The 10,582-nt window shown below is 76.3% G+C and carries 12 protein-coding genes; 11 read left to right on the forward strand and 1 reads right to left on the reverse strand.

Annotated elements, in window-relative coordinates:
- Positions 1-125 precede the first annotated feature (125 nt).
- From ACIBPB_RS06660 to ACIBPB_RS06710, 11 genes are read left to right on the forward strand one after another with little or no spacing between them, the layout of a single operon-like run.
- Complete coding sequence (locus tag ACIBPB_RS06660) at positions 126-902, forward strand: IclR family transcriptional regulator (RefSeq protein WP_396838567.1); 777 nt, start codon at positions 126-128, stop codon at positions 900-902.
- Complete coding sequence (locus ACIBPB_RS06665) at positions 899-1,741, forward strand: HpcH/HpaI aldolase/citrate lyase family protein (protein WP_396838568.1); 843 nt, start codon at positions 899-901, stop codon at positions 1,739-1,741. The genes ACIBPB_RS06660 and ACIBPB_RS06665 overlap by 4 nt, the downstream gene beginning before the upstream one ends.
- A complete protein-coding gene (locus tag ACIBPB_RS06670) occupies positions 1,738-2,583 on the forward strand; it encodes a cyclase family protein (RefSeq protein ID WP_396838569.1) in 846 nt (281 codons plus the stop codon). The genes ACIBPB_RS06665 and ACIBPB_RS06670 overlap by 4 nt, the downstream gene beginning before the upstream one ends.
- Positions 2,580-3,977 carry an MmgE/PrpD family protein gene (locus tag ACIBPB_RS06675; protein WP_396838570.1) on the forward strand — a complete coding sequence of 466 codons (1,398 nt, stop codon included), beginning with the start codon at positions 2,580-2,582 and terminating at the stop codon, positions 3,975-3,977. Before ACIBPB_RS06670 ends, ACIBPB_RS06675 begins: the two co-directional genes overlap by 4 nt.
- The gene (locus tag ACIBPB_RS06680) at positions 3,974-5,293 is read left to right on the forward strand and encodes an MmgE/PrpD family protein (RefSeq protein WP_396838571.1); all 1,320 of its coding nucleotides are present in this window, start codon (positions 3,974-3,976) and stop codon (positions 5,291-5,293) included. Before ACIBPB_RS06675 ends, ACIBPB_RS06680 begins: the two co-directional genes overlap by 4 nt.
- The gene (locus tag ACIBPB_RS06685) at positions 5,290-6,168 is read left to right on the forward strand and encodes a DUF3891 family protein (protein WP_396838572.1); all 879 of its coding nucleotides are present in this window, start codon (positions 5,290-5,292) and stop codon (positions 6,166-6,168) included. The genes ACIBPB_RS06680 and ACIBPB_RS06685 overlap by 4 nt, the downstream gene beginning before the upstream one ends.
- Positions 6,168-6,689, forward strand: a complete 522-nt coding sequence (locus ACIBPB_RS06690) for a hypothetical protein (RefSeq protein ID WP_396838573.1) — start codon at positions 6,168-6,170, stop codon at positions 6,687-6,689. The genes ACIBPB_RS06685 and ACIBPB_RS06690 overlap by 1 nt, the downstream gene beginning before the upstream one ends.
- Complete coding sequence (locus ACIBPB_RS06695; protein ID WP_396838574.1) at positions 6,686-7,039, forward strand: hypothetical protein; 354 nt, start codon at positions 6,686-6,688, stop codon at positions 7,037-7,039. Before ACIBPB_RS06690 ends, ACIBPB_RS06695 begins: the two co-directional genes overlap by 4 nt.
- On the forward strand, positions 7,036-7,722 hold the full coding sequence (locus tag ACIBPB_RS06700; protein ID WP_396838576.1) for a hypothetical protein: 687 nt from the start codon (positions 7,036-7,038) through the stop codon (positions 7,720-7,722). Before ACIBPB_RS06695 ends, ACIBPB_RS06700 begins: the two co-directional genes overlap by 4 nt.
- A complete protein-coding gene (locus ACIBPB_RS06705) occupies positions 7,719-8,654 on the forward strand; it encodes an LLM class flavin-dependent oxidoreductase (RefSeq protein ID WP_396838577.1) in 936 nt (311 codons plus the stop codon). The genes ACIBPB_RS06700 and ACIBPB_RS06705 overlap by 4 nt, the downstream gene beginning before the upstream one ends.
- Positions 8,651-10,012, forward strand: coding sequence for an MmgE/PrpD family protein (locus tag ACIBPB_RS06710; protein ID WP_396838578.1), 1,362 nt, complete (start codon positions 8,651-8,653; stop codon positions 10,010-10,012). Before ACIBPB_RS06705 ends, ACIBPB_RS06710 begins: the two co-directional genes overlap by 4 nt.
- 85 nt (positions 10,013-10,097) lie before the next feature.
- Here ACIBPB_RS06710 and ACIBPB_RS06715 read toward each other — a convergent pair whose 3' ends face one another.
- Complete coding sequence (locus tag ACIBPB_RS06715; protein WP_396838579.1) at positions 10,098-10,442, reverse strand: hypothetical protein; 345 nt, start codon at positions 10,440-10,442, stop codon at positions 10,098-10,100.
- Positions 10,443-10,582 lie beyond the last annotated feature (140 nt).

Genomic DNA, 10,582 nt, shown 5'->3' on the forward strand with positions numbered 1-10,582 from the left:
GTCAAGGGTTCGTCACAGAATCGTTTTCATCCCTGTACAGAGCCACATTGGGGGGTTGACCCCACAGCCGGTCAGTGCTGGAATCGTGTTCCGCTGGCGGAAACATTGCATTGGGAGACGACGACGTGGCAGAAAGTCAGGGCACCGAGGCGGCGAGCCGCGTGGCCGACGTCCTCCTCCTGTTCACCGACGGGCCGGACTTCCTCGGGGTCACCGCGATCGCGCGCAGCCTCGACCTGTCCAAGGCGGTGGTGCACCGGATCCTGCAGACGCTGGTCGAGCGCCGGCTGCTGGTCAGCGATCCGGCCAGCCGCGGCTACCAGCTCGGTCCGGGAGCCGCGGCGCTCGGCGCCCGCGCCCTGCGCGAGTCGCAGCTGCGTACGGTCGCCATGCCGGTGCTGCGCGAGCTGCAACTGACCACCGGCGAGACGACGACGGTGTCCGCGCGGGTGCACGGCGGCCGGGTCTACCTCGACCAGGTCGAGTCCACCCGGGAGATCAAGATGACGGTCGAGGTGGGCCGCCGTTTCCCGCTGCACGCCGGCAGCTCCAGCACCTGCATCCTGGCCTTCCTGCCCGACAGCGAGCGGGAGGCCGTGCTCGGCACCGAACTGCCGTCGCTGACCGGCCGCACGGTGACCGACGCCGGCGTGCTTCGCACGCGACTCACCGCGATCCGCGAGACCGGGCTCGCCCACTCCGACGGCGAGCGGCAGGAGGGCGCCGGCTCGGTCGCCTCGCCGGTCTTCGGCATCGACGGCACCGTGGTCGGCGCCATCTCGGTCTGCGGCCCGGCGCACCGGGTCGACGCGGCCGCCCGGGAACGCTTCGGTCCGCTGGTGCGGGAGGCGGCCGACCGCATCTCGCGGGCGCTGGGCTGGTCCGGCGGGCTGCCCAAGTGACCCCGCGATCCTGGCTCTACGTGCCGGGCCACCGCCCCGACCGGGTGGCGAAGGCCCTGGCCGCCGGCGCCGACGCGGTGGTCGTCGACCTCGAGGACGCCGTGCCGCCGGACCAGAAGGCGGCCGCCCGGGACACCGCGCTGCGGCTGGCCGCCGAGGGCCCCCACGACCGACCGTTGTGGGTACGCGTGAACGACCCGGCCGGCCCGTGGGGCGAGGACGACGTCGACGCGCTGGCCGGACTGGGCCTGACCGGATTGCGCCTGCCGCGCTGCGAGGACCCGGACGTGGTCCGCGAGGTCGCCACCCGCGCCGGACTGCCGCTGCAACTGCTGCTGGAGAGCGCCGCCGGGCTGGCCCGGGCCGCCGAGCTGGCCGCCGCGCACCCGCGGGTCGCCGGGCTGGGGCTGGGCGAGGCCGACCTCTCGGCCGACCTGCGGGTGACCGGCGAGGACGGGCTGGCCTGGGCGCGCGGCTGGGTGGTGGTCGCGGCGCGGGCCGCCGGGCTGCCCTCCCCCGTGCAGAGCGTCTACACCGACGTCGCCGACCTCGACGGCCTGCGCGCCAGCACCGAGCGGGCCCGCGCCACCGGCTTCGTCGGCCGGTCGGTGGTGCACCCCCGACAGATCCCGGTCGTGCACGAGGTCTTCACGCCGACCGCCGCCGAGGTGGCCGCCGCGCGGGCCGTGGTGGCCGCCGCGGCCCGGGCGGAACAGGCCGGCGAGGTGGCCGTGCTCGACGCCGCCGGCCGGTTCGTCGACCCCGCGGTGGTACGCCGGGCCCGACTCGTCCTCGACCTGACCGACCCGTCCGAACCACCCTCAGGAGGAACGAGTTGACCACCGAGCCGCAGGCCCGCCCGGCGCGCACGGACGATCCCCTACTCGCCGCGGTGACCGCGGGGGTACGGCTCGTCGAGCTCGGGCACCCGCACTTCACGGGCATGCCGTGCTCGCCCAACCACCCCGGCTTCCGGATGAGCCTGATCCGCCGGCACGGCGACATGGTGCGCCCGGACGGCGGCTCGGCGGCCAACGAGATGATCGTGACCGGCGGGCACGTGGGCACGCACGTCGACGCGCTGTCCCACGTCAGCCACGACGGCAGGCTGCACGGCGGCGTGGACGCCGCGGCGGCGCAGACCGGTGGCCGGTTCACCGCACTCGGCGCCGAGCACACGCCCGCGCTGCTCACCCGCGGTGTGCTGCTCGACGTGGCCGCCGTACACGGGGTCGACGTGCTGCCCCCCGGCTACGGGGTGACCGCGGCCGACCTGGCCGCCGCCGCCGAGCGGGCCGGCGCCGAGCCCGGTCCCGGCGACGTCGCGCTGGTCCGCACCGGCTGGGCGCGGCACTTCGACGACGCGACCACCTATCTCGGGCAGACCGCCGGCGTGCCGGGCGCCACCACCGACGCCGCCGAGTGGTTGGCCGCGCGCCGGGTGGTCGCCACCGGTTCGGACACCACGGCGTACGAGCAGATCCGCCCGGGCGCCGGGCACAGCGTCCTGCCCGTGCACCGGGTGCTGCTGGTCGACGCCGGCATCCACATCATCGAGCACCTCAACCTGGAGCAGGCGGCCGCCGACGGGCTGACCGCTTTCGTCTTCGTGATGGCGCCGCTGCGCATCGTCGGCGGCACCGGCTCCCCGATCCGCCCCTTCGCGGCGGTGACCTCGTGAGTGCGCCGACCGTGGTGCAGCAGCTCGCGGCCGTCGCCGAGGAGGTGCGGCGCGGCGGGCTCCCCGGCGACCTGCGGCAGGACGTGGCCCGCCGGGTGCTCGACCTGATCGGCAACAGCCTCGCCGCCAGCGGGCTGCCGCCCGCCCGGGCGGTCACCGCGTACGTCCGGGCGGCCGGCGGCACGCCGGAGGCGGTGGCGATCGGTACCGGGCTGCGCGTCCCGGCCGCGAACGCGGCCCTGGTCAACGGCACGCTGGCGCACTCGCTCGACTTCGACGACACGCACCTGCCGTCGGTCCTGCACCCCTCCTCGCCGGTGGTGCCGGCGGCGCTGGCGGTGGCCGAGGCGCGCGGCGCGTCCGGGGCCGCGCTGCTCGACGCGGCCGGGATGGGCATCGAGGTCGCGGTCCGGCTCGGCATGGGCGGCTACGACCGGGCGCTGGGCAACTCCGAGTTCTTCGAGCGCGGTCAGCACGCGACCTCGATCTGCGGCGCGGTCGGGGCGGCCGTGGCGGCCGCGATGGTCGGCGGGGCCGACGCCGAGGGCATCGCGCACGCCGCCGGGATCGCCGCGAGCATGGGCGCCGGCCTGCTGGAGGCCAACCGGACCGGCGGCACCGTGAAGCGGGTGCACTGCGGCTGGGCCGCGCACTCCGGCGTGGTGGCCGCCGAACTGGCCCGGCACGGGCTCACCGGGCCGCCGACCGTGGTCGAGGGGCGGTTCGGTTTCCTGCACGCGTTCTGCGGGGAGCGGGCCGACGTCGACGCGGTGGTCGACCGGCTCGGCACGCACTGGGAGCTGCCCGGCATCTTCTTCAAGCCGTACCCGTGCAACCACTTCACGCACGCCGGCATCGACGCGGCGCTGGCCCTGCGCGCGCGGGGCGTCGAGCCGGCCGCGATCGAGTCGATCGAGCTGGGCGTGCCGTCGCCGGTGCTGCGTACGATCGCCGAACCGCCGCAGGACAAGGCGCGGCCGGAGTCCGGCTACCACGCGGCGTTCAGTGGCCCGTACACGGTGGCGGCGGCGCTGCTCGGCGGTGGCGGCCTGGGGCTGGGCCATGACGACTTCACCGACGCGGCGGCGGCGGACGAGGCCCGGCTGGCGCTGGCGGCGAAGGTGCGGTGCGTGGCGGACGCCCGCTGCGACGAGATCTTCCCGAACCAGTTCCCGGCGGTGCTGCGGGTCGTGCTGCGCGACGGCACCCGGCACGAGGAGCGGGTCGACGTCAACCGGGGTGGGCCGGGCAACCCGCTCAGCTCGGCCGAGCTGGCCGCCAAGTTCGCGTCCAACGCCGCCGGGGTGCCGGACCGCGAGGACATCGCGTCCGCCGTGCTCGACCTGGCCGACGCGCCGGACGTGGCCGGCCTGATGGCCCGGGTGCGGGGATGATCGAGCGGCTCGCCGCGACCGCCACGGCCACCGACTGGGCGGCGGCGCCCGCCGCCGTCCAGGACCGGGTGGTCGACCTGGTCGCGGACACGATCGCGGTCGCCGCGCTGGGCAGCGGGCGGGCCGAGCTCCGCGCGCTGGGCGCCGGTTCCGGTGGGTCGGGCGAGTCGACCGTGGTGGGCTCGGCGCGCGGCTGGCCCGCCGCCGACGCCCAGTTCCGCAACGGCAGCGCCATCGCGGCCGACCAGTTGCAGGACGGCCACCGGCCGGCGCGCGGGCATCCCGCGTCGCACGTGGTGCCGGCGGTGCTCGCGCTCGCCGAGGACCGGGACCTGCCGGGCGGGGAGCTGCTGTCGGCGGTGCTGGCCGGCTACGACGTCGGCGTCCGGGTCGGCCGGGCGATGGGCGGCACGCCCGACGGCGTGCACGACATCGGCACCTGGGGCCAGGTCGGCGCCGCGGCCGGGGTGGCCCGGCTGCTGGCGCCCGGCGACGCCGCCGCCATGCGCCGCGCCGTCGAACTGGCCGGCTCGGCCGTGCTGCTCAGCGACGCGGCGACCATCTTCACCGGGCGTACCGGGGGGCACGCGTTCCTGGGCGCCTCGGTGCAGCTGGGCGCGAGCTTGGGCGCGGCCGCCGTGGCCGGCCTGGAACCGCTGCCCGGCGCGCTGGACCGGCATCTCGCGCCGGTCGCCGCCCGGGACTGGTCGGGGCTCGGGCCGGACCACGGCCACGAGGTGCTGGGTGGCTACACCAAGGCGCACCCCACCTGCGCCCACCTGCACGGCGTCAACGACGCGGTGGCGGACATCGTCGCGGTGACCGGTCCGCTGTCGGATGTGGAGCGCGTCGAGGTGCGTACCTTCGCGCACGCGGCCCGGTTCGCCGCGGTCGCCGACGGCGAGCTGGCCGCCCGGTTCAGCGTGCCCACCTCGGTCGCGGTCGCGCTGCTCACCGGCTCGCTCGACGAGAGCACGCTGACCGCGGCGATGGTCTGCTCGGCGCCGGTACGTGACCTGGCCGCCCGGGTCGAGGTGCGGCACGACCCCGAGCTGGACGCCGGCTATCCGGCCGGCCGACCGGCCCGGGTGCGGGTCGTCCGCGCCGACGGCAGCGAGCTGACGGGCGCGGCGGACCTGCCGCGCGGCGACGGGCCCCGGGCGTTCGGCCGGGACGCGGTGCGGGCCAAGGCCCGGCGGCTGCTCGAGCACCGCTTCCCCGGGCACGGCGCGGCGGTGCTCGCCGCGGTCGACGGGCTGGCCAGCGGCGGCACCGCCCGTTCGCTGGGGGCCGCGCTGCGGGCGGCGGCCGCATGATCGTCACCCGGCGCGACGGCGCCCTGCACCTCATCGAGCAGGTCGAACACGGCCGGATCGCCGGCGAGCTGGCGGCGGCCTGGGGCAACGACCGGTTTGAGACCCCGACGCCACGTTCGCCGGTACGCACCGCCGCCGCCCGACACGACGAGGGCTGGCGGGCCTGGGACGCCCGGGTCCTGTTCCACGAACTCGAACGCCGGCCGCTGCACTTCCTGGAGATCGACGCCACCGAACACGTGCGGCTCTACCGGCAGGGCGTCGAGCGGGTGGCGCTCGGCGACGTGTACGCCGGCGTCCTGGTCGGCATGCACTGGACCGGCCTCTACCGGGGCCGGTGGTCGGCGCCGGGCGCCCGGGGCCGGCTGGACCTCGGCGCCGACGGCCGGGCGGCGCAGGACACCGCGGTCGACGCCGAGGAGCGGCGGTGGATCGAGGCGAAGCGGCTGGCCTGGACGGCGGCCGAGCCGCGGGCCGCGTTCGAGACCCGGCTCTGGCACAACTACGAGCTGCTGCAACTGTGGGACCTGCTCTCGCTCTACCTGTGCGTCATGCCGGCGCAGCCGGCCGCCGAACCCGGGCCGGCCCGGCCCTGGGGTCCGCAGCTGGCCGCCCTGGAGCACCCGGCCGAGGACGTGCTGCTGCCGCCCGTGCGTACCCACCCGTTCGGCCCGGTGGAGCGGATCACCGTGGGCGTACGCCGGGCGGGCGTGCTCTGGCTCGACCCGTACCCGTTCGACCGGCCCGACGTCACGGTCGACGTGGTCAGCGCGGTCGTGCCGGACCGGGCGTACCACCACGCCGGCCTCGCCGCCCGGGTCGGCCGGACGCCGGCCACCGTGACGACCTGGCGCCTCGCGCCGTGGAGCCGATGATGGACCTGGCCACCGCCCGCGCCGCCGGGTACGCCTTCGTGCACGGCGAGGCCGGCTTCGCTCAGGTGACCACCATCGACGCCGACGGTTTCCCGGTGAGCCGCACGATGACCGCCTTCCTGGAGCCGGACTGGTCGGTCAGCCTGGTGCAGCGGGCCGGCCACCGGCGGCTCGCGCAGTGGCGACGCGACCCGCGCACCCTGGTCAGCTGGGTCGGCCCGCCCGCGCCGGGCGCCAGCAACGAGCGGCCGCACGTCTTCGACATCGGCCAGCTTCCGCCCCGGATGGTGGCGGTGCGCGGGACGGCGTCGACCATGCCCGCGGAGTGGACCGTCGCGGTCTACCGGCGCGAGGTGGCGCGGCAGCGGGCGTCCGGATTCACCAGGGCTCCCCTGCGCACCGACGACGAGGTGGCCGCCGAGCTGGCCGGGGTGCGGATCGAGCCGGTGCGGGTGCGGCTGGAGGGCTTCGGCGAGGGCGCCGAGTCACACCTGTGGACAGTGAGGAGAGCCGCTACATGATCAAGACCATTCTCGGTTACGAGATCGAAGAGGGCGTCAGCCCCGAGGAGTACGAGCGCTGGCTCTTCGAGGTGCACGCGCCGGACCTGCTGGCCAACCCGTACCTCGACCGGATCGTCTTCAACAAGGTGCTGCGCCCGGTGCGGCAGGCCTCCGGCGGCACGGCGTCGGTGCCGGACGGCTACACCTTCTACCGGATCGCCGAGATGCACTACGCCGACGAGGAGGCGTACGCGAACTACCTGCGCTGGTTCGAGGAGCACCCGTTGCCGGCGGAGCGCGGCCCGGCCGGCCGGACGAGGTTCAAGTTCTACCTGGTCACCGAGAGCACCGAGGTGAACCGGGGATGAGCGTCGCCGCCCTGCTGGCCGGGTTCGCCGCGTTACCGCCGCCGGCGGGGTCCCTGGCCGCGTGGGCCGCCCGGGTCGGCACCCCGGCCGGCGACTTCCCGCTCATCGGCGCCGGCACCCGGGCGGAGACCTACGTGGCACTGCACTGGAACGGCGAACGGTGCGCGTCGCTCGGACCGGCGGTCGGGCCGACGCTGGTCGGTCTCGCGGTCGGCGCGGCCCACGGCCGGTCGGTGGCGGAGCTGGCGGCGGCGGTCGACGCCGGACTGGCTGCCGCCGCCGGGCTGTCGGCGCCCACGGTGCCGGTGAGCACCGGCGTGCTGACCGCCACGGTGTGCGCGGCCCGGCTGGCCGGGGTGCCGGAGGGCGAGCTGCCGGCGCTGCTCGACCTCGCGGCGAGCCTGATGCTGATCGGCCCGCCCGGGGTCGCGCCCGGGCACGACCCGGCGGCGGCCTGGCTCGCCGTGCGCGCCTGGGACGCCGGCATCACCGGCATGCCCGGTGGGCTGGCCCACACGCTGGCCGTGGTGGCCGACGGGCTTCCCGACCGGAGCGGCGCGGTCGCCGCGCCCGCCGCGCCGCCGCCGCAGCGGGTCGCCGCCACACCGGTCCGGGCCGAGCAGGCCCCGGCACCGGTCCGGGCCGGGCTGGCGGTCGCGGACCTGGTCGAGGCGCTGCCATGATCGTGCTCAACGTGGCCCGGCCGGCCGGTGAGGCCGACCCGGTCGAGCTGGCCGGCGCCGCGCTCGCCGCCGGGCTCGACGGCGTCGCCCTCGCCGACAGCCCTCGGCTGTTCCCCGACTGCCTGGTCGAGACCGAGCGGGTGCTCAGCGGCACCCCGGCCCGGCTCGCCGGGCCGTGCGTGCTCAGCCTCGGGCTGCGGCACCCGGCCGCGGTGGCCGGCGCCGTGCGCACCCTCGACGCGCACCACCCCGGTCGGGTGCTCACGGTGGTCGGGCGGGGCGAGAGCTCGGTCCGCAACGAAGGGCTGGCCCCGCCGTCGCTGCGCGCGTACGAGGCGTCGCTGCGTACCCTGCGCGAGCTGGTGCCGGCGTCGGCGCTGCTGCTCGGCGCGGCCTCCGGGCCGCGCACCATCGCGGCCACCGCGGCCCGGCTCGGCGGGGTGCTGATCGACGCGGGCGCGGACCCGGCCGTGGTCGGCAAGGCGGTGGCGCTCGCCCGGTCGGCGCGGCCGGACGTGCCGGTCTGGATGTTCGTCCGCGCGGTGGTCACCGACGACGACGCCGCCGCTGATGCCGCCGCCGCGCCCGTGCTCGGCTCGTGCGCGGCCCGGCTGGTGCAGGCGCCGGACTGGTTCGACGTGCCGGCCGCGCTGCGCACCGGGGTCGCCGCCGTGGCCGACGCACACGACTACCGGCGGCACGGCACCGCCGAGGCCCGTACCGGCCGCGACGTGCCCGCCGGGGCCGACCGGTTCGTCCGCGACCGGTTCGTGGTCACCGGCGAGCGGCAGGCGGTCGCGGAACGCTTCGCCGCGTTCGGTGCGGTCGGCGTCGACGGCGTGGTGCTGGCCGGCGCTCTCGACGGTGTGCTGGACCGGCTCGACGACCTGGGCCGTGCGGTCCGCGAGGGCCTGACGAAGGACGGACGATGACCGGAATCGACACCGCGCGGATCGCCGCGTTCGCCCACCACAGCAGCCTCGACGACGCGCCCGCGGAGGTCGTCGGTTTCACCCGCGCGCTGCTGCTCGACACCCTGGGCGCGCTGCTGGGCGGCCTGCGCTATCCGGCCGTGCGGGCCCTGGGTGAGACGCTGCGCCCGGCGGCCGCCGGCGACCTGCCGTTCGGCCGGCTGCTCACCCTCGGCGCCGCCGCGACCTGGCTGGACGCCGATTCGGGCGGGTCGTTCCACCCGCAGGGGCACCGGCTGCCACCGGTGCCGACGGCGCACCCCGCGCCGCACTCGCTGCCGGTGCTGCTGCACGCCGCCGCGAGCGGCATCGACGACCGACGGCTGCTGGAGATCTTCCTGATCGCCAACGAGATCGGCATGCGCTTCGGCGTCGGCACCACGCTGCGCCCCGGCCTGCACCCGCACGGCATCCACGGCCCGATCGCCGCGGCGGTCGCCGCCGCCCTGTGGTACGACCTCTCCCCCGCCGCCACCGCGACCGCCGTCGAGCTGGCCGGCTCGGTGCTGATGGCCGCGACCCTGGCCGTGCCGATGAACGGCGGCACGGTCCGCAATCTGTGGACCGGGTTGGGCGCCTACCACGGCGCCGCGGCGGCCCGTCGCGCCGCCGACGGCGTCACCGGGTCGCCGGCCCTGCTCGGCGAGCTGCTCGACGGGCTGGTCTGCACCGACCTGTCCACGGTGGACCTGACCGCCGGCCTGGGCACCCGTTGGCGGCTGGCCGACAGCTACCTCAAGCCGTACGCCTGCGCGCGCTGGGTGCACCCCGCGCTGGACGCGTTCCGGGCCGCCGTCGCGGGCGTACCGGACCCGGTGCGTGACCGGGGCGGGCTGGCCGCGATCGAGGTCGACACCTTCGCGTTCGCCGCGTCGCTGTCCGCCGTCGAGGTCTCCTCGGACCTGCACGCGCGGTTCTCGGTGCCGGTCAGCCTGGCCACCCTGGCGCTGGACGGCGAACTGGCCGCGGCCGGCTTCCTGCCCGACCGGTTGGCCCGCCCCGAGGTCGGCGCGCTGGCCGCGCTGGTCGAGCTGCGCGAGGAACCGGCCTTCACGGCCGCCCTCCCGGGCGAGCGGCCGACGCGGGTCACGGTCCGCTGGCGGGACGGCGGCGCGGCCTCGGCCACCGTGCGCAACGCCCGGGGCAACCCGGACGACCCGCTGAGCCCCGCCGAGGTCGCCGCCAAGTTCCGGCGCAACGCCGCGGACGTCCTCACCCCGGCGACCGTCGAGGCGGTGGTCACCGGGGTCCTCGACGGTGCCGGCGGCGACACCCTGGCGCGGGTGGCCGCCGAGGTGCTCGGCGCGCGCTGCCCGTGATCCGGGCGGCCCCGCCCGGTACCCCCGGCCAGCCGGCCAGCCGGTTGTCCAGGATAATGTAGATCGGGGTCGTCGGGGCCTCCGCCTATCGGGTGGGGGGTAGCACACCGCTCGCCGTGTACCGCTCGCCGTCATCGCCTTGAAGATTGGCCCGCAAGTCCTCGGCGATGCTTCCGAACTCGTGGTAGGCCTCGCCCTCGAAATGCCCCTTGATCTCAATGGCACCTTCGAACCAGGTCAGCGAGACCAAGCTGCCGTCCGTGCAGGCGTACTCGTAGATGGGCTGGCGGTCCTCGTCCCAGCTGAGCCATCCGCCTACCCCGAGCGCAGGGTTGCTCTCCGCATAGGACAGCCACTCATCCAGGGCGATTGGATGCTCTTCACTGTCGTAGTACTCCTCGGCTCGGCTGATGTGCAGCTCGTATCCCATGCTTCCTCCACGCGATCAGGTTCCATGCTGGTGACGGGAGGGATACGGGACAGACGGGTTGCCGGCCGGCTTGGCTGATGCCGGCCCATGGCCGCCAGCCATGCCGGACCAGCACGGCTTCGCAAACCGGGCGGGCTACT

Origin of the sequence: Micromonospora sp. NPDC049836 (assembly GCF_044465125.1) — a bacterium.
Classification (GTDB): Bacteria; Actinomycetota; Actinomycetes; order Mycobacteriales; family Micromonosporaceae; genus Micromonospora.

Excerpts from the sequence above, each read along its gene's own strand:
- ACIBPB_RS06680 (WP_396838571.1), top strand. The coding sequence starts at position 3,974 with ATGATCGAGCGGCTCGCCGCGACCGCCACGGCCACCGACTGGGCGGCG.
- ACIBPB_RS06685 (WP_396838572.1), top strand. The coding sequence starts at position 5,290 with ATGATCGTCACCCGGCGCGACGGCGCCCTGCACCTCATCGAGCAGGTC.
- ACIBPB_RS06690 (WP_396838573.1), top strand. The coding sequence starts at position 6,168 with ATGGACCTGGCCACCGCCCGCGCCGCCGGGTACGCCTTCGTGCACGGC.
- ACIBPB_RS06695 (WP_396838574.1), top strand. The coding sequence starts at position 6,686 with ATGATCAAGACCATTCTCGGTTACGAGATCGAAGAGGGCGTCAGCCCC.
- ACIBPB_RS06700 (WP_396838576.1), top strand. The coding sequence starts at position 7,036 with ATGAGCGTCGCCGCCCTGCTGGCCGGGTTCGCCGCGTTACCGCCGCCG.
- ACIBPB_RS06705 (WP_396838577.1), top strand. The coding sequence starts at position 7,719 with ATGATCGTGCTCAACGTGGCCCGGCCGGCCGGTGAGGCCGACCCGGTC.
- ACIBPB_RS06710 (WP_396838578.1), top strand. The coding sequence starts at position 8,651 with ATGACCGGAATCGACACCGCGCGGATCGCCGCGTTCGCCCACCACAGC.
- ACIBPB_RS06715 (WP_396838579.1), bottom strand. The coding sequence starts at position 10,442 with ATGGGATACGAGCTGCACATCAGCCGAGCCGAGGAGTACTACGACAGT.